Below are 19,376 nucleotides of genomic sequence, written 5' to 3'. Positions count from 1 at the left end.
GGCGTTTATCGGGTTTTGCTCTACTACGGGTTTGTTGGGGGCGTGGCTGACGACTCCCGCGGGGGGGGTGTGGCCGCGGCGGGGGGGCCCCCAGCGCACCCCCGCGGCGGCCCGGGCGGGGCCGCCGCTGCCCTCCCCCACCAGCCTGCGCAGCGGCGAGCCCGGCTTGAGCAGGTGCTGCTGCCCCACGACCTCGTCGAGGGTGCGGGGGCGCATGCGGACGGCCAGCGGACTGCTCGCCGGATCCTTCTCCTGGCGGTCCTCTGCGGCTGCGGTGAACAGGTCGGGCTCCACACCGAAACCCTAAGCCACCCCACTGACAGCGGACCCGGGCAGGGAACGGATCAGGACTGGCCCGTCCAGAACGACCACCAGTTGGTGAGGATCAGCAGCCCGATGATGCCGGTCCACAGCACCGGCACCACCCAGTGGAACTCCAGCACCGCACGCCGCGCCCCGTCCGGCAGCGGGATGAAGCGGTGCCGGATGTTCTGCACGGTCACGTAGCAGAACATGACGATGGTCGCGACCCAGGCCAGGCAGCACCACAGGCACAGCGAGCCGATGACGTACAGCGACTCGTACTGCAGCCAGCTGCAGAACCCGACGCCGAAGAGCGTGCCCGCCTCCATGCCCAGCCAGTACCAGCGCGGGAAGCGGGCCCCGCCGAGCAGCGCCAGGCCGATGGCGATGATCACGCCGTAGGCGACCAGGCCGAGCATCGGGTTGGGGAACCCGAAGGCCTGTGCCTGGTCGCTCTCCATGATGTTGCCGCAGGAGACGATCGGGTTGAGGCTGCACCCGGGGGTGAAGGTCTTGCCGACCGCCTTGGCCTCAAGGATCTTGTTCTTGTCGAGCATGATGACCCAGGCGGCCAGCAGCCCCAGCGCCCCCGTGACGACCAGCAGCAGCGCGAACGCACGGCTGCCGCCCACCGCACCCGGAGCGGGACCGCCCCGCTCCACTCCGTCGGTGTCGGAACGGTCAAGGGCCGAGGTCGTCATAGTGCCGTAGTTCCCATCAGTCGGTCGCGGTGTCGCCCATTGTGCACCAGGGCGTGCGCAATCAGCCCTGCTTGGCCAGGAGTTCACTCACGACGGTGTCGAGCGCGATCGCGGTCTGCTCGCCGCTCTCCAGGTCCTTCAGCTGCACCACGCCCTCGGCCAGGTCCCGTTCGCCGGCGACCAGCGCGTAGCGGGCGCCCGAGCGGTTGGCCGACTTCATGGCGTTCTTCAGGCCCTTGCCGCCGAAGGCGAAGTCCGTGGCGACGCCGGCCCGGCGCAGCTCGGTGACCAGACCGAAGAGGGTCCCGCGGGCCTCCTCGCCCAGCGGCACCGCGTACACCTGGGTCGGCGCGGGCAGCGCGAGCTCGATGCCCTCGGCCTTGAGCGCCAGCACCGTGCGGTCCACGCCGAGCGCCCAGCCGACGGACGGCAGCGCCGGGCCGCCGATCATCTCGGACAGCCCGTCGTAACGGCCGCCGCCGCCCACCGCGGACTGCGAGCCCAGGCCGTCGTGGACGAACTCGAAGGTGGTGCGCGTGTAGTAGTCGAGGCCGCGGACCAGCTTCTCGTCGTCCTCGAAGGCGACGCCCGCCGCGGTCAGCAGCTCGCGCACCCGCTCGTGGTACTCCTTGCACGCCTCGCAGAGGTGGTCGCGGAGCATGGGGGCGCCGACCAGCTGCTTCTGGACGGACTCGCGCTTGTCGTCGAGGACCCGCAGCGGGTTGATGTCGATGCGGCGGCGGGTGTCCTCGTCCAGGTCGAGCCCGCGCAGGAACTCCTGGAGCGCGGCCCGGTAGGCGGGACGGCACTCCTTGTCGCCCAGCGAGTTGAGCAGCAGGCGGAAGTTCGTAAGGCCCAGCGACCGGTACGCGTCGACGGCCAGGATGATCAGCTCGGCGTCCAGCGCCGGGTCCTCGGCGCCGATGGCCTCGGCGCCGACCTGGGAGAAGTGCCGGTAACGGCCGGCCTGCGGGCGCTCGTAGCGGTAGTACGAGCCGGAGTACCAGAGCTTGACGGGCAGGTTGCCGGCCTTGTGGAGGCTGGCCTCCAGCGCGGCGCGCAGCACGGAGGCGGTGCCCTCGGGGCGCAGTGCCAGCTCGTCGCCGCCGCGCGTGGTGAGGGTGTACATCTCCTTGGTCACGATGTCGGTGGACTCGCCGACGCCGCGGGAGAACAGCTCGACCTGCTCGAAACCGGGGGTCTCGACGTAGCCGTAGCCGGCGCGGCGCAGCGGCGCGGAGATCGCCTCGCGCACGGCGAGGTAGGTCGCCGAGTCGGGGGGCAGGAGGTCGTAGGTGCCCTTGGGGGCCTTGAAGGTGCTCACGGAAGCTTTCGTCACATTCCTCGTCGCGGAGCCGGGGATCCGGCTCCCTGGCCGGCGGCCACCTCGCGGAGATACGGGTTGGCGGCGCGCTCCTGGCCGATGGTCGTCTGGGGGCCGTGGCCGGAGAGGACCACGGTCGAGTCGTCGAGCGGCAGGCACACGCGTGCCAGCGACCGCAGCATCTCGGCGTGGTCACCGCCCGGCAGGTCGGTGCGTCCGATGGAGCCGGCGAACAACAGGTCACCCGAGAAGAAGACCGAGGGGATCTCGGCGGTCTCGGGCATCCGGAAGGTCACCGACCCCTTGGTATGGCCGGGCGCGTGCGCGACGGAGAACTCCAGCCCCGCCAGCTCCAGCGTGCTGCCATCGGAGAGCTCCTTGAGGTCGTCCGGCTCCCCCACCGTCAGCTCCCCCAGGAGCTGCGCCCCGATGGACCGGCCGAGCGCCTTTTCGGGGTCGCTCATCATGTACCGGTCGGCGGGGTGGATCCAGGCGGGGACGTCGTGGGCGCCGCACACCGGCACCACCGACGCGACGTGGTCGATGTGGCCGTGGGTGAGGACGACGGCGACGGGCTTGAGCCGATGCTTCCTGAGCGTCTCCTCGACTCCCTGGGCGGCCTGGTGGCCCGGGTCGATGATCACGCACTCCTCGCCCGCGGCGGGGGCGACCAGATAACAATTGGTCCCCCAGGCCCCGGCGGGGAACCCGGCAATCAGCACGTTCGTCCTTAAATGTCGGCCTGCATCGACGCGGCGGAGGCCCGGTGGGCGTGCCCTTTCGGTACCTCGGCCGGTTCAGAGCCTACCGGCGGCGGGTACGGGGCCGCGAACCCGTATACGGTACGGGCACACTCGCAACACGCGGCTCACCACGGACGAGCGACGGACGAGAAGCACGAGGAGACGACCCGGTGGTCAGTAACGAGCAGCGGCGGCGGCAGCTCGCCCGGGAGAAGTTCGAGCGGCAGCAGCAGCGCCGCGAGGCGGAGCGCCGCAAGGCCCGGCGCCGGAACGCGGTGATCGCGGCCGGCCTCGCCGTGGTGGTCGCCGCGGGCGCCACCGCGTACGCGGCCGGCGCCCTGGGCGGTGGGGACGACGGGAAGAAGACCTCGGCCGGCTCCACGCCGAGCGACCTTCCCACCCCCACCAAGGGCCCGGACCCCTGCGCCAAGCCGGCCCCCGGCTCCCCCGCCACGAAGACGTGGAAGAAGGAGCCGGAGATGACCATCGACAAGTCGGCCGGCTACGCGATGAACCTCAAGACCACGTGCGGCACCATCGACCTGAAGATGGACGCGGCGAAGGCCCCGCACACGGTCAACTCCTTCAACTTCCTCGCGGCCCAGGGGTATCTGGACCACACCAAGTGCCACCGGCTCACCAGCGGCGGCATCTTCGTCCTGCAGTGCGGCGACCCGCAGGGCAACGGCCAGGGCGGCCCGGGCTACACGCTGGCCGAGGAGAACCTCAAGGACCCGGTCCTCAAGGATCCTTCGGACGCGGAGATGAAGAAGGCGGGGATGAAGATCTACCCGGCCGGCACCGTCGCGATGGCCAAGACCCAGGCCCCGCACTCGACCGGCAGCCAGTTCTTCCTCGTCTACAAGGACAGCCCGCTGGCGCCGGACTACACGCCGCTCGGCACGATCGGCGCCGAGGGCATGAAGACCCTCAAGAAGATCGCGGACGCCGGTGTGCAGGGCGGCGGCACCGACGGTCCGCCCAACGCGACGGCCGTGATCGACAAGGCGACGGTCACCAAGTCCTGAGCCGGTGCCCGCGCGCTCCGCAACCCGTGGCCGGACGGCGAAATTTCGCTCGCGGGATACGGACAGCCGGGCCGCCGTTCGCCTATGTTGGCGTTGTGCAGGGTGCCTGCTCCCGGCGGCTGCGGGGCACCCGAACAGCACCAATCGGCAGTCAATGGATCAAGCCGCCGGACCGGGCGGGGCGCGGCCCTGCCGGGACAACTGTGGACGATGCGCGCGGGCCGCGAGCCGGCCCCGGCATCATGTGGAGGAGGCGCTGTGAGCAGCGACCCGTGGGGCCGCGTCGATGAGACGGGGACGGTGTACGTGCGTACCGCCGACGGCGAGAAGGTCGTCGGCTCGTGGCAGGCGGGGAGCCCCGAGGAGGCCCTTGCCTACTTCGAGCGCAAGTACGAGGGCCTGGTCGTGGAGATCGGCCTCCTCGAACGCCGGGTCAGGACCACGGATCTGTCGGCCAAGGACGCGATGGCCGCCGTCGACCATCTGCGGACGCAGGTGGACGAGCACCACGCCGTCGGTGACCTGGCGGCGCTCCGGGAGCGGCTGGACAAGCTGGTCGCCACGGTCGAGTCGCGCCGCGAGGAGCGCAAGGCGGCCAAGGCGAAGCAGTCCGAGGAGGCCCGTACGGCCAAGGAGGCGCTCGTCGCCGAGGCCGAGGAGCTGGCGGCCAGCGAGCAGTGGCGGTCGGCCGGCGAGCGTCTGCGGGCCCTGGTCGACATCTGGAAGGGCCTGCCCCGGCTCGACCGCAAGACGGACGACGAGCTGTGGCACCGCTTCTCGCACGCCCGCTCGGCGTTCTCCAAGCGGCGCAAGGCGCACTTCGCGTCGCTGGACGCGCAGCGCGAGGACGCCCGCAAGGTCAAGGAGAAGCTGGTCGCCGAGGCGGAGGCGCTGTCCGGGTCCACAGACTGGGGCGCGACCGCCGCGCGGTACCGGGATCTGATGACCGAGTGGAAGGCCGCGGGCCGCGCACAGCGCGAGGCGGAGGACGAGCTGTGGGCCCGCTTCCGCGGCGCGCAGGACGTCTTCTTCCAGGCGCGCAGCGAGGTGTTCGCGGAGCGCGACGCCGAGCAGCAGGGCAACCTGACGCTCAAGGAGGAGCTGGTCACCGAGGCGGAGAAGCTGCTTCCGGTCACCGACCTCAAGGCGGCCCGGGCGGCGTTCCGTTCGGTCAACGAGCGCTGGGAGGCCATCGGCCATGTGCCGCGGGACGCCCGGCCGAAGATCGAGGGCCGGATGCACGCGGTCGAGCGCGCCATCCAGGAGGCCGAGGAGGCCGAGTGGCGGCGGACGAACCCGGAGGCGCGGGCCCGTGCGGCCGGCCTGACCGGGCAGCTCCAGGACGCGGTGGACAAGCTCCAGGACCAGATCGCCAAGGCGCGTGCCGCGGGCAATGACGCCAAGGCCGACAAGCTCGCCAAGGAGCTCGAGGGCCGCAAGGCGCTGCTGGACCAGGCGCTGAAGGGCCTGGAGGAGTTCGGCGGCTGACGTACCGGCGACATGGGAACGGCCCCCGGCGATCCGCCGGGGGCCGTTCCTCTTGCTACGGCCGTCGGGCCGACGTCACGCGGTAGACGTCGTACACGCCCTCCACGCCCCGTACGGCCTTCAGCACGTGGCCCAGGTGCTTGGGGTCGCCCATCTCGAAGGTGAACCGCGAGGTCGCGACCCGGTCTCGGGAGGTCTGCACGGCCGCCGAGAGGATGTTGACGTGCTGGTCCGACAGGACCCGGGTGACGTCCGAGAGGAGCCGCGAGCGGTCGAGCGCCTCGACCTGGATGGCGACGAGGAAGACCGACGACTGGGTGGGCGCCCACTCGACGTCGATGATCCGCTCCGGCTGCTGGGAGAGGGAATCGACGTTGACGCAGTCGGCCCGGTGGACGGAGATGCCGTTGCCGCGGGTGACGAAGCCGATGATCGGGTCGCCCGGGACCGGGGTGCAGCAGCGGGCCAGCTTGACCCACACGTCGTCCACGCCCTTGACGACCACGCCCGGGTCCGCCGAGGAGCGCCGCTTGGAGCGGGTGCGGATCGGCGCGGCCTCCTCGATGTCCTCGGTGGCCGCGTCCTCCCCGCCGAGGGCCTGGACGAGCTTCTGCACCACGCCCTGGGCCGCCACGTGGCCCTCGCCGATGGCCGCGTAGAGCGAGGAGATGTCGGGGTAGCGCATCTCGTGCGCGAGGGTGACCAGCGAATCGCCGGTCAGGATGCGCTGGATGGGCAGGTTCTGCTTGCGCATCGCGCGGGCGATGGCGTCCTTGCCCTGCTCGATCGCCTCGTCCCGGCGCTCCTTGGAGAACCAGGCCCGGATCTTGTTGCGCGCGCGGGGGGACTTGACGAAGCCCAGCCAGTCCCGGGAGGGGCCGGCGCCGGGCGCCTTGGAGGTGAAGACCTCGACCAAGTCGCCGTTGTCCAGGGTGGATTCGAGCGGCACCAGCCGTCCGTTGACCCGGGCCCCTATCGTGCGGTGGCCGACCTCGGTGTGCACGGCGTAGGCGAAGTCGACCGGGGTCGCGCCGGCCGGGAGCGCTATGACGTCGCCCTTCGGCGTGAAGACGAAGACCTCGTTGCGCGACAGGTCGAAGCGCAGGGACTCCAGGAACTCGCCCGGGTCCTCCGTCTCCTTCTGCCAGTCGAGCAACTGCCGCAGCCAGGCCATGTCGTTGACGGTGTCCTGGTTCTTGCCGGCGTTCTTCGGCACGTCCGTACGGATCTTGGAGGCGCCCGCGACGGCCTCCTGCTTGTACTTCCAGTGCGCGGCGATGCCGTACTCGGCGCGGCGATGCATGTCGAAGGTGCGGATCTGCAGCTCGACGGGCTTGCCGCTGGGCCCTATGACCGTCGTGTGCAACGACTGGTACATGTTGAACTTGGGCATCGCGATGTAGTCCTTGAACCGGCCGGGGACCGGATTCCACCGCGCGTGCACCGTGCCGAGGGCGGCGTAGCAGTCGCGGACGGTGTCGACGAGGACGCGGATGCCCACCAGGTCGTAGATCTCCGCGAAGTCCCGGCCGCGGACGATCATCTTCTGGTAGACGCTGTAGTAGTGCTTCGGGCGGCCGGTGACGGTCGCCTTGATGCGGGCGGCGCGCAGGTCGGCCTGGACCTCGTCGGTGACGATCGCCAGGTATTCGTCGCGCTTGGGCGCGCGCTCGGCGACGAGGCGGACGATTTCGTCGTACATCTTGGGGTAGAGGATCGCGAACGCGAGGTCCTCCAGCTCCCACTTGATGGTGTTCATGCCCAGCCGGTGCGCCAGCGGGGCGTAGATCTCCAGCGTCTCGCGGGCCTTCTTCTCCTGCTTCTCCCGCTTGAGGTAGCGCATGGTGCGCATGTTGTGCAGGCGGTCGGCGAGCTTGATGACCAGGACGCGCGGGTCCTTGGCCATGGCGACGACCATCTTGCGGACGGTCTCGGCCTGGGCCGCCTCGCCGAACTTGACCTTGTCCAGCTTGGTGACGCCGTCCACCAGCAGCGCGACCTGGTCGCCGAAGTCGCGGCGCAGGGTGTCGAGCCCGTACTCGGTGTCCTCGACGGTGTCGTGCAGCAGCCCGGCCATCAGGGTCGCGGGGTCCATGCCGAGCTCGGCGAGGATGGTGGTGACGGCGAGCGGGTGGGTGATGTACGGGTCGCCGCTCTTGCGCTTCTGGCCGCGGTGCCAGCGCTCGGCGACCTGGTAGGCGCGCTCGATCTGGCGCAGTGTGCCCGCGTCGGCCTTCGGATCGTTCCCGCGGACGATGCGCAGCAGCGGCTCGAGGACGGGGTTGTACGGGCTCTGTCGCTGGACGCCCAGCCGGGCGAGGCGGGCCCGGACCCGGCTGGAGGAGGCGGAGCGCGCGGGGGCGCTCGGCGGGGGCGTGGGGCGGGGGGCGGCGGGCGCTTCCCGGACCGCGTCGTTCCCGGGGGTGGCCGTCGCGGGCGTCTTGGGGCCGGGCGTGCCCGTGGCCGCCGCGGCCTCGGGTGCGGGTTTGTCGGGCTGTGCGGCGGCGAGCGGCTGGGCCTTGTCTGGCAAGAGCACTCCTCATGCGGGGTCCGGCCCCCCGATCAGGTCCGGACTGCCATGGTATCGATCCGGGCCGGGGAGGTGCCTCCCGCCCGGCGGCGTCAAGGACGCACGGAGCGGGCCCCGGGGTTCTCCCGGGGCCCGCTCCGTGTGCTTCGGTGCCGTGTCAGACGCGGATCAGCGCCTCCAGCGGAGCGCCGCCCAGGGCGTCCGCCAGACGTGCCCGGCCGTCGAGGAAGCCCAGCTCCATGAGGACCGCGACGCCCGCCACCTCGGCGCCGGCGCGGCGGATCAGCTGGAGGGACGCCTCGGCGGTGCCGCCGGTGGCCAGGACGTCGTCGATGACGAGGACCCGCTCGCCGCGGCCCAGGGCCTCGGCGTGGATCTCTATCTCGGCCGTGCCGTACTCCAGCTCGTACCCCTGGCGCAGCGTGGCGCCGGGCAGCTTGCCGGCCTTGCGGACGGGGACGAAGCCGATGCCGGCGCGGACGGCCACGGGGGCCGCGAGGATGAATCCCCGCGCCTCCAGACCGACGATCTTGTCCACGCGGTGGCGCTCGCACAGGGCCGCGAACGCGTCGGTGAGCGCGGTGAACGCCTCGGCGTCGGCGAGCAGCGGGGTGATGTCCTTGAACACCACGCCCGGCTTCGGGTAGTCGGGGACGTCGTGGATGCGGCTGAGCAGCAGCTCGCGCAAGGCCTCGTCGGCGCCTTCGGTGCGCTGGACGGTCATCGGCGCTTCCCCTTGCGTCCCTCGGTCTGACGGCGCTGGCCCACGACGCCCGCCGGGGACGCGTCCTGCGGCTCGTCCTCGGTCGTCTCCTGATCGTCCTGGGCCGAGTCCGCCTTGGCGGACTGGGCGGCCCGCTTGGCCTTGACCCGCTGGGTCAGGGCCTTCATCTGCGGGTCGCGCTCCTTGAGGTCGGCGACCAGCGGGGTGGCGATGAAGATCGAGGAGTAGGCACCGGCCGCGAGGCCGACGAACAGGGCGAGCGAGATGTCGTTGAGCATGCCCGCGCCGAGGAAGCCGCCGCCGATGAACAGCAGGCCGGCGACCGGCAGCAGGGCGACGACCGTGGTGTTGATGGAGCGCACCAGGGTGCCGTTGAGGCTGCGGTTGGCGATCTCGCTGTAGGTGAAGCGCGTCTGCTTGGTGATGTCCTTCGCGCTCTCCTTCAGGCCGTCGAAGACGACGACGGTGTCGTAGAGCGAGTAACCGAGGATCGTCAGCAGACCGATCACGGTGCCCGGGGTGACCTCGAAGCCGACCAGGGCGTAGACGCCGACGGTGATGGTGAGGTCGTGGATCAGCGCGATCAGGGCGGCCAGCGCCATGCGCCATTCGAAGGCGATGGCGAGGTAGATCACCACGAGGATCATGAAGATCGCCAGCCCCTGCCAGGCCTTGTTGGCGATCTCGTCACCCCAGCTGGGGCCGACGATATCGGTGTTGATCTTCTGGGTGGGGACGCCGAGCTTCTTCGCCAGCGCGTCCTGGGTCTTGCGCGACTGCTCGGGAGTGAGCTCGCTGACCTGGATGCGCAGGGTCTTGTCGCCCATCTTCTGGACCACCGCGGTGTGGCCCGAGCTGGACTCCGCCGTCTCCTTGGCGGCGTCCGCGGAGACCGAGGTCGCGGGCGTGTTGAAGGCCGCGCCGCCGGAGAACTCGATGCCCATGTTGAGGCCGCGCACCGCCAGGCCGACGATGGCCGTGATGGTGATGAGGATCGAGATGCCGTACCAGATCTTCCGTTTGGCGACGAAGTCGTAGCCGACCTCGCCTCGGTAGAGCCGGGCGCCGAGCGTGCCGAGTCGGGACATCTCAGGCCTCCTTCGAGTCGGCGCTGGCGGAGGGGCGGCGGCGGGAGGCCCGCAGCGGCGGCCTGGCGCCGAGCCGCTTGGGGTCCAGCCCGGACCAGGGATGGCCGTTGGCGAAGAACGGGCGGCGGGCGAGGAGCGTCATCAGCGGCTTGGTGAAGAGGAAGACCACGACGACGTCGAGCAGCGTGGTCAGACCGAGGGTGAACGCGAAGCCCTGGACCTTGCCGACGGTGACGATGAAGAGCACCGCGGCGGCCAGGAAGGAGACGAAGTCGGAGACGAGGATCGTCCGGCGGGCACGCGGCCAGGCGCGCTCCACGGACGGGCGCAGGGTGCGGCCCTCGCGGATCTCGTCACGGATGCGCTCGAAGTAGACGATGAACGAGTCGGCGGTGATGCCGATCGCGACGATGGCACCGCAGACGGCCGGCAGGTTCAGGGCGAAGCCGATGGCCTTGCCGAGGAGCACCATGATCGTGTACGTCAGGACCGCCGAGCACGCGAGGCTGGCGAGGGCGACGAGCGCGAGGCCGCGGTAGTAGGCCACCAGGTAGATGATCACGAGCGCGAGGCCGATGGCACCGGCGATCAGACCGGCGCGCAGCTGCTCGCCACCGAGGGCGGCGCTGACCGTCGTCTCGGTGACGATGTCGAACGAGAGCGGCAGGGCACCGTAGGACAGGATGTTGGCCAGGTCCTCGGCGCTGGACTGGGTGAAGTTACCGCTGATCATGGCGGTGCCGCCGGGGATCGCCGAGGTGACCCGGGGGGCGGAGACGGACTGGCCGTCCATCACGATCGCGAAGCGGTTCTGGCCCTCGGGCTTGGCCGCGAGCTTGCCGGTGACGTCGGCGAACTTCTTCGCGCCGCTGCTGTTGAACTTCAGGTCGACCTGCCAGCCGGTGGCGCGCTGGGTGTCCAGGGACGCCTTGGCCTCGGTGACGTCCACGCCCTCGACCGACACCGGGGCGAGCAGCAGCTTCTCCTCGCCGTCCTTGTCGCAGACGACGACGTCCTCGGTCGCCTTGGCGGCGTCGGCCTTCTTGGCGGCGAGGGAACGCCCCTGCTCGGTGGTGCAGTCGAGCGCGGCGAACTGCTTCTGCAGATCACCGGCGGCCGCACCCTGCGACGGGGTCGGAGTCGGGGTCGGCTTGGGCGCCTGCGGGGCCTTGAGGGCCTCGGTGACGGCACGGCCCTGCGTCTGCTTGCCGGACGGGGTGGCCGAAGAGCCGGAGGACGCGGTGGGCGTGCCGGACGGCTTGCCCTTGTTGTCCTTGTCGGCCTTGCCCTTGTCGCCCTTGTCCTTGCTCTTGTCGCCGGACGAGGCACTCGGCGTGGGCTCGGGGGTCTTGCCGCTGGGCGCGGCCAGGAGCACCGGCCGGAAGGCGAGCTGGGCGGTGGTGCCGACCTGCTCACGGGCCTGCTTCGCGTCCGTCCCCTTGGGGATGTTCACGATGATGTGGTTCTTGCCCTGCGTCTGGACCTCGGACTCGGTCACGCCGAGGCCGTTGACGCGGCGCTCGATGATGCCGACGGCCGTGTTCATGTTGGTCGTCGTGATCGCATTGGGCTTGCCCGGCTGGTTCTTCGCCTGGAGCGTGAAGCTCGTACCGCCCGCCAGGTCGATGCCCAGCCGCGGCGTGGTCTGCCCGGAGGCGAACATCCCCCCGACGAGCCCCACCATGGCGATCAGGATGAAGGCCAGGACTCTGCCCGGCCTGCCCTGGCCGCCCGGGGACCTGCGGCCCTTCTTCGGTGCTGCCACCTTGTCGTTTCTCCCTGTCCAACCGCCGGGCGTCAGGTGTTCGCCGGGCGGCCACGAAGTTTGTGGGGACGTGCCCCCCGCCGGAGCCTAGACCGTCAGCGGACCGTGACGCACCGAGCGGTGGTGCGTCACGGTCCGCCGATTGGGGCTACTTCGCGTCGGAGCCGCCGTCCTTCTTGCCGTCCTTCGGCTCTGCCTCGCCCGCGTCCGCCGGCTTCTCGGCCTTGGCGTCCTTGGCCGGAGCCTCCTCGGGAGCGGTCTCCTTGCCGAGGTCGATCTTCTTCTCGCCGGCCTCGGCGGCCTTGCCGGCCTCAGCGGCCTCGGTGAGCGAGGAGATGTCGTCCGGGACGGCCGGGGCCTCTTCGCCGGCGCTCTCGATGCCGTGGAGGATGCGGTTGTACTCCTCGTCCTCGAGGACGGCACCGATGGCGTTCTTCGCGTAGATCGCGTGGACGCCGGGGGCCACCTCGAGGAGGACCGAGTCCTCGCTGACCTCCTTGACGGTGGCGTACATGCCGCCGATCGTCCGCACACCGGTGCCCGGCTGCATCTGGTCGCGCATCTGGGCTGCCTGGCGCTGCTTGTTCTTGGCCGACCGGGTCATCAGGAACATGGCCCCGATGAGCACGATGAACGGCAGAAGAGTCACGAGATTCACGGGACGGGGTTTCCTTCACACGACCGCTTTGGGGGAGCGGCCTGGTCTACGGGGGTGGTATGCCGCCGGTAGGGGCGGCATCGGCGGAGTCTAAGCGAGTCCGCGCCTATGGAACAACGCCCAGCATGGCACCCGGGTTCCTGACCCGACCAGCCCCCGCGCCGTCACTCCCCGAACAGGCCGCCCTGGCCCGCGGCGGCGCCCCCGGCCCGGCCCGCGCCCCCGGTGACCTGCTGCGGCGGCACCATCCCCAGGTGCTCCCAGGCCGCCGGCGTCGCGATCCGGCCCCTGGGCGTGCGGGCCAGCAGCCCCTCGCGCACCAGGAAGGGCTCGGCGACCTCCTCGACGGTCTCGCGCTCCTCCCCGACGGCCACGGCCAGCGTGGACAGCCCGACGGGGCCGCCGCCGAAGAGCTTGAGCAGCGCGGTGAGCACGGCCCGGTCCAGCCGGTCGAGCCCGCGGCCATCCACCTCGTAGACCCGGAGGGCCTGGGCGGCGATCTCGCGGGTGATCCGCCCGTCGGCCTTCACCTGGGCGTAGTCGCGCACGCGACGCAGGAGGCGGTTGGCGATACGGGGCGTGCCGCGGGAGCGGCCGGCGATCTCGGCCGCGCCCTCCTCCTCTATGGCCACGTCGAGCAGGCCGGCCGAGCGGTGGATGACGCGCTGGAGCTCGACGGGGGCGTAGAACTCCATGTGGCCGGTGAATCCGAAGCGGTCGCGCAGCGGCGGCGGCAGCAGGCCGGCCCGGGTGGTGGCGCCGACCAGGGTGAAGGGCGGCAGCTCCAGGGGGATGGCCGTGGCGCCGGGACCCTTGCCGACGACGACGTCGACCCGGAAGTCCTCCATCGCCATGTAGAGCATTTCCTCGGCGGGGCGGGACATGCGGTGGATCTCGTCGAGGAAGAGCACCTCGCCCTCGGTGAGGGAGGACAGGATCGCGGCGAGGTCACCGGCGTGCTGGATCGCGGGGCCGGAGGTGATGCGGATGGGGGCGCCCATCTCCGCGGCGATGATCATCGAGAGGGTGGTCTTGCCGAGCCCGGGGGCGCCGGAGAGCAGGACGTGATCGGCGGTGGCACCGCGGGCGCGGGCGGCGCGCAGCACCAGGTCGAGCTGCTCGCGGACGCGCTCCTGGCCGACGAACTCGCCGAGGTCCTTCGGCCGGAGGGCGGCTTCGACGGCGCGGTCGTCGCCGTCGGCGGTGCCGCTGACGACGCGGTCGCCGGTCATGGATTCATCGTCCCAGTTCACGGGGGAACCTCACGGTTGGTTGCGGTGCTGTGGGTCGCCGGGCGGAGTGCGGGGGCTGCGGCCCGGCTCAGCGGGCCCTGTTCAACGTCTGCAGCGCGGCCCGGAGCAGGGCTCCCACCTGCGGCGTACCGCCGTCGGCGACCACGGCCTCGGCCTGCGGGGCCACGGCCTCGACCGCGCCGTCCGCCTCGCGGGGCGCGTACCCCAGGCCGACGAGGGCAGCGTGCAGCTGATCCCGCCAGCCGGCGGCCATGGCCGGGGCGGCCGCCGCGGCCCGCACGGCGGAGCCGGTGGGCGCGCCGAGCCGGTCCTTGAGCTCCAGCAGCAGCTTCTGGGCGCCCTTCTTGCCGATGCCCGGGACGGCGGTGAGCGCCTTCTCGTCACCGGTGGCGAAGGCCCGGCGCAGCGCGTCCGGCGCGTGGACGGCGAGCATCGCCTGGGCGAGGCGGGGGCCGACGCCGCTGGCGGTCTGGAGCAGCTCGAAGGTCTGCCGCTCGTCGTCGTCGGCGAAGCCGTAGAGGGTCAGCGAGTCCTCGCGGACGACGAGGGAGGTGGCGAGCCGGGCCGGCTCGCCGACCCTGAGCCCCGAGAGGGTGTTGGGGGTGCACTGGACGGCCATGCCGACGCCGCCGACCTCGACGACGGCGGTGTCGGGCGCGAGGGCCGCGACGGGACCGGAGACAAAGGCGATCATCGGATGCCCTTCGGGAGGCGTACGGGAGCGGTGGCGCGGCGGTGGGCGGCGACGGCCTGCTGGAGGCGGCCGGTGGCCGGGGCGCGCCAGATGTGGCAGATGGCCAGGGCGAGCGCGTCGGCCGCGTCCGCCGGTTTGGGGGGCGCGTCCAGCCGGAGGATCCGGGTGACCATGGAGCCCACCTGGGCCTTGTCGGCCCGGCCGGAGCCGGTGACGGCGGCCTTGACCTCGCTGGGGGTGTGCAGGGCGACGGGCAGCCCGCGGCGGGCGGCGCACAGCATGGCGACCGCGCTGGCCTGGGCGGTGCCCATGACCGTGCGGACGTTGTGCTGGCTGAAGACGCGCTCGACGGCGACGTACTCGGGCCGGTGCTCGTCGAGCCACTGCTCGATGCCGCGCTCTATGAGGACCAGCCGCTCCGCGATGTCGGCCTCCGCCGGGGTGCGTACGACCCCGGCCCCGACCATCCGCAGCGGCCGCCCCGCCGTCCCCTCGACCACGCCGACGCCGCACCGCGTCAGCCCCGGGTCCACCCCCAGCACGCGCACCGCGCCCCTCCCTTCGGTCAACTGTTCCGGCAGGCTATCGGCAGGCACTGACAACGCCCGGGAGCGACAGCGCGACGGGCCGACGGGAAGCGTCCCGTCGGCCCGTCGTCGTCACCGGCCGCCGCCGGTCCCCGCCGGTCGGCTCAGGCGTCGACCTTGGCCATGACCTCGTCGGAGACGTCGAAGTTGGCGAAGACGTTCTGCACGTCGTCGCTGTCCTCCAGCGCGTCGATCAGCTTGAAGATCTTGCGGGCGCCCTCCTCGTCCAGCTCCACCTGCATGGTGGGGACGAAGTTGGCCTCGGCCGAGTCGTAGTCGATGCCGGCCTCCTGGAGGGCGGTGCGGACCGCGACCAGGTCGGTGGCCTCGCTGAGGACCTCGAAGCTCTCGCCGAGGTCGTTGACCTCCTCGGCACCGGCGTCCAGGACCGCGCCCAGCACGTCGTCCTCGGTCAGCCCGCCCTTGGGGACGATCACGACGCCCTTGCGGTTGAACAGGTAGGACACCGAGCCCGGGTCGGCCATCGAGCCGCCGTTGCGGGTCATGGCCACGCGGACGTCACCGGCGGCGCGGTTGCGGTTGTCGGTGAGGCACTCGATGAGCACCGCGACGCCGTTGGGGCCGTAGCCCTCGTACATGATCGTCTCGTAGTCGGCGCCGCCGGCCTCGAGACCGCCGCCACGCTTGACCGCGGAGTCGATGTTCTTGTTCGGAACCGACTGCTTCTTCGCCTTCTGGATGGCGTCGTAGAGCGTCGGGTTGCCCTCGATGTCGACGCCGCCCATGCGGGCCGCGACCTCGATGTTCTTGATCAGCTTCGCGAAGAGCTTGCCGCGCTTGGCATCGATCACGGCCTTCTTGTGCTTCGTCGTAGCCCATTTAGAGTGGCCGGACATCCGCCTGTCTCCTTCGCGTAACCCAATCTTGAAACGAACGACTGAGATCCTACCGGGATCTCAGGGACGCACGGCGCGCACCATCTCCACGAACAGACCGTGCACCCGGTGGTCCCCGGTGAGCTCCGGATGGAAGGACGTGGCCAGCACGTTGTCCTGGCGCACGGCGACCGTGTGGCCGTCGTGGACCGCCAGCACCTCGGCCCGGGCACCGACCGACTCGACCCAGGGCGCCCGGATGAAGACGCCCTCCACGGGGCCTCCCCCGACCCCGGCCATCTCGACCGCCGCCTCGAAGGACTCGTTCTGCCGGCCGAAGGCGTTGCGGCGCACGATCATGTCGATGCCGCCCAGGGTCTCCTGGTCCTCGCGGCCGTCGAGGATCTTGTCGGCCAGCATGATCATGCCGGCGCAGGTGCCGTAGACCGGCATCCCGGCGCGCACCCGCTCGCGCAGCGGCTCCAGCATCCCGAAGGCCACCGCGAGCTTGGACATGGTGGTGGACTCGCCGCCGGGGATCACCAGGCCGTCGACCTCGGCGAGTTCCTCGGGCCGGCGGACGGGGCGGGCCACCGCGTCGGCGGCGGCGAGGGCCACGAGGTGCTCGCGGACGTCGCCCTGGAGGGCGAGAACACCGATGGTGGGGGTGGACACGGAAGTCCTGCCTCTCGTCGTACGAGCCGGTGGGCGGTCCACGTCAGTGCCGCGGACCGCCCACCGGGTGATGCGTTGTGCGTGCTACCAGCCGTGCGCGGACTACCAGCCGCGGTTGGCGTACCGCTCGGTCTCGGGGAGGGTGTCGCAGTTGATGCCGACCATGGCCTCGCCCAGGTTGCGGGAGGCGTCCGCGATGATCTTCGGGTCGTCGTAGAAGGTGGTGGCCTTCACGATGGCGGCGGCGCGCTTGGCCGGGTCGCCGGACTTGAAGATGCCGGAGCCGACGAAGACGCCCTCGGCGCCGAGCTGGCGCATCAGCGCGGCGTCGGCCGGGGTGGCGACGCCACCGGCGGAGAACAGCACCACCGGCAGCTTGCCGAGCTCGGCGACCTCCTTGACCAGCTCGTACGGGGCGCGCAGCTCCTTGGCGGCGGCATAGAGCTCGTGGTTGTCGAAGCCGCGCAGCTTGGCGATCTCGTTCTTGATCTGGCGCAGGTGGCGGACGGCCTCGACGACGTTGCCGGTGCCGGCCTCGCCCTTGGAACGGATCATGGCCGCGCCCTCGGCGATGCGGCGCAGGGCCTCACCGAGGTTGGTGGCACCGCAGACGAAGGGGGTGGTGAACGCCCACTTGTCGCTGTGGTTGACCTCGTCGGCGGGCGTGAGGACCTCGGACTCGTCGATGTAGTCCACGCCGAGCGACTGCAGGACCTGGGCCTCGACGAAGTGGCCGATGCGGGACTTGGCCATCACGGGGATGGAGACGGCGTCGATGATGCCCTCGATCATGTCCGGGTCGGACATGCGGGCCACGCCGCCGTCCTTGCGGATGTCGGCGGGCACCCGCTCCAGGGCCATCACCGCGACCGCGCCGGCGTCCTCGGCGATCTTGGCCTGCTCGGGCGTGACGACATCCATGATCACGCCGCCCTTGAGCTGCTCGGCCATGCCGCGCTTGACGCGCGCGGTGCCGGTCTCGGGGTTCGGGAGCGTGCTGGGGGTGGACACGATGTGACCTCACTATCCAGGGCGGTGGTGCTGCAGCTGCGGTGACGCTGCAGCGTCATCAAAGCCGCCCGGCCGGTGAGGGAAAAGGGCCAATTCGGGGACGGTGGCCTGTCCGGTCCGGCGGCCCCGCCGGTCAGTGGCCCGGCCGGTCGGCAACGGCCGTCGGGGGCTCGTCGTCCATCTCGAAAGCCATGGGGAACGGCGCGTGCCCGGCCAGCCGGAACCACCGCACCACCCGGTGCCGGCGCACCGCCCGCGCCGCGCGCACCGCGTCGTTGTGGAACCGTCGCGCCATGGGCACCCGGCGCACCGCCTGGTCCAGTTCGCCCAGCGACTCCTCGCCGCCGGGCGCCTCCCGGACGGCCGTCGCCTGTGCGCTGTCCGCGAACACGGCGCGCAGCGCCTGGCTCAGCTCGCTCTCGGCGACCTCCCGCTGCTCCTCCTCGGCCTGCCGGGCCGCGTGCGCGGCCTGGTAGAGCACGATCGAGGCGGCCGGGTCGAGGACCCCGGCGGTGGCGAGTTCCTGGGCGACCGACGCGCGGCGCAGCAACTGGGCGTCGAGGGCGGCCCGCGCGGCGTCGATGCGGCTGTGCAGCCGGTCCAGCCGGCCGGCGGTCCAGCTGAGGTAGACGCCGACGAGGACGAGGGCGGCCACGATCCAGAAGGAGATCCACAGAGAACCAGTCACGCCGGGCCACAGTACCGGCCCCGCTTCCCCGGCCCGTCCACCCTCGGGTGGAGGCCGGGTGGACGGGCCGGGTGGACGACGGACGGCGAATTCGACCCTGGCTCCGATCCGTCTCCACCCACCCCGTCCGTAGCGTCACGGGTGGCAGGTCACAGGACTGTTCCCGAGGGGGGAAGACGGCCCGTGCCCACCGGCGAGGCGAGAGGAAGCCGTACCGCGCAACCGACCGTGCAAGCCGATGCGTCGCGCGCCAGGCGCGCCTTGTTGAGCACCGTGTTCACCGTGCTGTTCCCGACGCTGGGCACCGCCGTCGCGCTGCCGTTGGCGCTCTACTACGTGCTGCGCCGGCAAGGCGTCGCCCAGTGGCAGGCGCTGATGCTGAGCAGCATTCCGCCTGTCATACAGGCCGTCGCCGGGGCCGTCCGCCACCGGCGGGCCCGGTTCTTCGACCTCCTGGTGGTCGTCCTGCTCCTGGTCTCCGCCGTTACGTCGCTGGTCAGTGGGGATCCGAGGGTGCTGCTGCTCAAGGACGCGGCGCTCCCGGCGGTGCTGGGCACGTGGATCGTCGGCACCTTGCTCGCGGCCCGGCCGTTCGCCTTCCAGTTCGGCCGGCAGCTCCGCGCGGGTCCGGCGGAGGAGTTGGCCGAGCAGCGCTGGCGTCAGGAGCCGGAGTTCCGGCGGGCGTTGCGCTCACTGACCCTGCTGTGGGGCGCGGCGGAGTTGCTCGACGCGGTGCTGAGCGTGGTGGAGGCCGTCGCCCTGCCGGTGGATGTGGTGCCGGTGATCGGCAGGTTCCAATCGCCGGGGATCCTGGGGCTGGTGGTGATAGCCGGCGTCCGGCACAGCCGACGCTTCCGGGAGCGGCACGGGGCGCCGTTGTTCGGCCTGACGGCGGCGACGGCCGAGGGGGCGCCGGGAAGACGTCAGGGAACGGGAAGACGTCAGTGAAGGGGAAAGGGAAGGTGCCGAATCCGGCGTGAGGCCGAGGGGCCGTGGCTGCTCCGTCTCCGACCGCGCGGGGGCCGGGCCGGACGGGCATCAGCGCGGGCGCGGGGTGAGGGAGACAAGGCGGCTGGCCGGTGTGGTCAGTCGGTGAGACCGCCGGTACGGATGGCTCCGGATCCGGAGCGACAACTGCCGGGCCAGCTGGGTGCAAACGCGAGTTTGGGTGCAAACGCGAGTACGGAATCGGCTCCGGGCCGAAGCAGAAGGCCGATCGAGGACGGGGAATCGAGGACGGGGAGACGACTCCGGTCCGGGGCAGAGGCAGCCCCAGATGG

At 71.4% G+C, this 19,376-nt stretch carries 18 protein-coding genes and 1 pseudogene; 3 read left to right on the top strand and 16 right to left on the bottom strand.

Features of this window, described 5'->3' with window-relative positions; genetic code table 11:
• The 4 genes and pseudogenes from I5Q34_RS21670 to I5Q34_RS21655 all read right to left on the bottom strand — a co-directional run.
• Positions 1 to 294 (bottom strand): annotated as a pseudogene (locus I5Q34_RS21670) (replication-associated recombination protein A); the annotation flags it as partial.
• A gap of 50 nt (positions 295 to 344) precedes the next feature.
• The gene (locus I5Q34_RS21665) at positions 345 to 1,004 is read right to left on the bottom strand and encodes a vitamin K epoxide reductase family protein (protein WP_199893959.1); all 660 of its coding nucleotides are present in this window, start codon (positions 1,002 to 1,004) and stop codon (positions 345 to 347) included.
• Positions 1,005 to 1,065: 61 nt separating this feature from the next.
• On the bottom strand, positions 1,066 to 2,328 hold the full coding sequence (hisS, locus tag I5Q34_RS21660; protein ID WP_199893958.1) for a histidine--tRNA ligase: 1,263 nt from the start codon (positions 2,326 to 2,328) through the stop codon (positions 1,066 to 1,068).
• Between the two features lie 11 nt (positions 2,329 to 2,339).
• Positions 2,340 to 3,050 (bottom strand): MBL fold metallo-hydrolase, encoded by a 711-nt coding sequence (locus I5Q34_RS21655; RefSeq protein ID WP_199893957.1) that lies wholly within the window; start codon positions 3,048 to 3,050, stop codon positions 2,340 to 2,342.
• 191 nt (positions 3,051 to 3,241) lie between these two features.
• Between I5Q34_RS21655 and I5Q34_RS21650 the strand changes: the two genes are divergently transcribed.
• Together I5Q34_RS21650 and I5Q34_RS21645 are read left to right on the top strand one after the other, a co-directional pair.
• Positions 3,242 to 4,099 carry a peptidylprolyl isomerase gene (locus I5Q34_RS21650; protein ID WP_199893956.1) on the top strand — a complete coding sequence of 286 codons (858 nt, stop codon included), beginning with the start codon at positions 3,242 to 3,244 and terminating at the stop codon, positions 4,097 to 4,099.
• A gap of 258 nt (positions 4,100 to 4,357) precedes the next feature.
• Positions 4,358 to 5,587, top strand: a complete 1,230-nt coding sequence (locus I5Q34_RS21645; protein ID WP_199893955.1) for a DUF349 domain-containing protein — start codon at positions 4,358 to 4,360, stop codon at positions 5,585 to 5,587.
• Between the two features lie 55 nt (positions 5,588 to 5,642).
• Here the strand turns inward: I5Q34_RS21645 and I5Q34_RS21640 are convergent, their stop codons facing one another.
• From I5Q34_RS21640 to I5Q34_RS21585, 12 genes are all read right to left on the bottom strand, one after another.
• Positions 5,643 to 8,117, bottom strand: coding sequence for a bifunctional (p)ppGpp synthetase/guanosine-3',5'-bis(diphosphate) 3'-pyrophosphohydrolase (locus I5Q34_RS21640; protein WP_199893954.1), 2,475 nt, complete (start codon positions 8,115 to 8,117; stop codon positions 5,643 to 5,645).
• A 157-nt stretch (positions 8,118 to 8,274) separates the two neighbouring features.
• On the bottom strand, positions 8,275 to 8,841 hold the full coding sequence (locus tag I5Q34_RS21635) for an adenine phosphoribosyltransferase (protein ID WP_199893953.1): 567 nt from the start codon (positions 8,839 to 8,841) through the stop codon (positions 8,275 to 8,277).
• A complete protein-coding gene (gene secF / locus I5Q34_RS21630) occupies positions 8,838 to 9,929 on the bottom strand; it encodes a protein translocase subunit SecF (RefSeq protein ID WP_199893952.1) in 1,092 nt (363 codons plus the stop codon). Before secF ends, I5Q34_RS21635 begins: the two co-directional genes overlap by 4 nt.
• Before the next feature lies 1 nt (position 9,930).
• Positions 9,931 to 11,694 (bottom strand): protein translocase subunit SecD, encoded by a 1,764-nt coding sequence (gene secD / locus I5Q34_RS21625; protein ID WP_199893951.1) that lies wholly within the window; start codon positions 11,692 to 11,694, stop codon positions 9,931 to 9,933.
• 148 nt (positions 11,695 to 11,842) lie between these two features.
• Positions 11,843 to 12,352, bottom strand: a complete 510-nt coding sequence (gene yajC, locus I5Q34_RS21620; RefSeq protein WP_199893950.1) for a preprotein translocase subunit YajC — start codon at positions 12,350 to 12,352, stop codon at positions 11,843 to 11,845.
• Positions 12,353 to 12,516: 164 nt separating this feature from the next.
• The gene (gene ruvB / locus I5Q34_RS21615) at positions 12,517 to 13,584 is read right to left on the bottom strand and encodes a Holliday junction branch migration DNA helicase RuvB (RefSeq protein WP_199893949.1); all 1,068 of its coding nucleotides are present in this window, start codon (positions 13,582 to 13,584) and stop codon (positions 12,517 to 12,519) included.
• Between the two features lie 88 nt (positions 13,585 to 13,672).
• Positions 13,673 to 14,299 carry a Holliday junction branch migration protein RuvA gene (gene ruvA / locus I5Q34_RS21610; protein ID WP_199893948.1) on the bottom strand — a complete coding sequence of 209 codons (627 nt, stop codon included), beginning with the start codon at positions 14,297 to 14,299 and terminating at the stop codon, positions 13,673 to 13,675.
• Positions 14,296 to 14,847, bottom strand: coding sequence for a crossover junction endodeoxyribonuclease RuvC (gene ruvC, locus I5Q34_RS21605; protein ID WP_199894309.1), 552 nt, complete (start codon positions 14,845 to 14,847; stop codon positions 14,296 to 14,298). Before ruvC ends, ruvA begins: the two co-directional genes overlap by 4 nt.
• Before the next feature lie 143 nt (positions 14,848 to 14,990).
• Positions 14,991 to 15,743 (bottom strand): YebC/PmpR family DNA-binding transcriptional regulator, encoded by a 753-nt coding sequence (locus I5Q34_RS21600; protein WP_199893947.1) that lies wholly within the window; start codon positions 15,741 to 15,743, stop codon positions 14,991 to 14,993.
• 60 nt (positions 15,744 to 15,803) lie between these two features.
• Positions 15,804 to 16,397 (bottom strand): pyridoxal 5'-phosphate synthase glutaminase subunit PdxT, encoded by a 594-nt coding sequence (pdxT, locus tag I5Q34_RS21595; protein ID WP_199893946.1) that lies wholly within the window; start codon positions 16,395 to 16,397, stop codon positions 15,804 to 15,806.
• 102 nt (positions 16,398 to 16,499) lie between these two features.
• Complete coding sequence (pdxS, locus tag I5Q34_RS21590) at positions 16,500 to 17,411, bottom strand: pyridoxal 5'-phosphate synthase lyase subunit PdxS (protein ID WP_199894308.1); 912 nt, start codon at positions 17,409 to 17,411, stop codon at positions 16,500 to 16,502.
• A 130-nt stretch (positions 17,412 to 17,541) separates the two neighbouring features.
• A complete protein-coding gene (locus I5Q34_RS21585; protein ID WP_199893945.1) occupies positions 17,542 to 18,096 on the bottom strand; it encodes a hypothetical protein in 555 nt (184 codons plus the stop codon).
• Positions 18,097 to 18,369: 273 nt separating this feature from the next.
• Between I5Q34_RS21585 and I5Q34_RS21580 the strand changes: the two genes are divergently transcribed.
• On the top strand, positions 18,370 to 19,044 hold the full coding sequence (locus tag I5Q34_RS21580) for a VC0807 family protein (protein WP_277965509.1): 675 nt from the start codon (positions 18,370 to 18,372) through the stop codon (positions 19,042 to 19,044).
• The last annotated feature ends 332 nt before the right edge of the window (positions 19,045 to 19,376 follow it).

Source organism: Streptomyces sp. AV19, assembly GCF_015999245.1.
Lineage (GTDB): Bacteria > Actinomycetota > Actinomycetes > Streptomycetales > Streptomycetaceae > Streptomyces.
Note: the sequence above shows the minus strand (reverse complement) of the source record. Positions and strands in the feature narration are given on the sequence as shown.

Excerpts from the sequence above, each read along its gene's own strand:
- I5Q34_RS21665 (WP_199893959.1), bottom strand. The coding sequence starts at position 1,004 with ATGACGACCTCGGCCCTTGACCGTTCCGACACCGACGGAGTGGAGCGG.
- I5Q34_RS21635 (WP_199893953.1), bottom strand. The coding sequence starts at position 8,841 with ATGACCGTCCAGCGCACCGAAGGCGCCGACGAGGCCTTGCGCGAGCTG.
- secF (WP_199893952.1), bottom strand. The coding sequence starts at position 9,929 with ATGTCCCGACTCGGCACGCTCGGCGCCCGGCTCTACCGAGGCGAGGTC.
- ruvB (WP_199893949.1), bottom strand. The coding sequence starts at position 13,584 with ATGACCGGCGACCGCGTCGTCAGCGGCACCGCCGACGGCGACGACCGC.
- ruvA (WP_199893948.1), bottom strand. The coding sequence starts at position 14,299 with ATGATCGCCTTTGTCTCCGGTCCCGTCGCGGCCCTCGCGCCCGACACC.
- I5Q34_RS21600 (WP_199893947.1), bottom strand. The coding sequence starts at position 15,743 with ATGTCCGGCCACTCTAAATGGGCTACGACGAAGCACAAGAAGGCCGTG.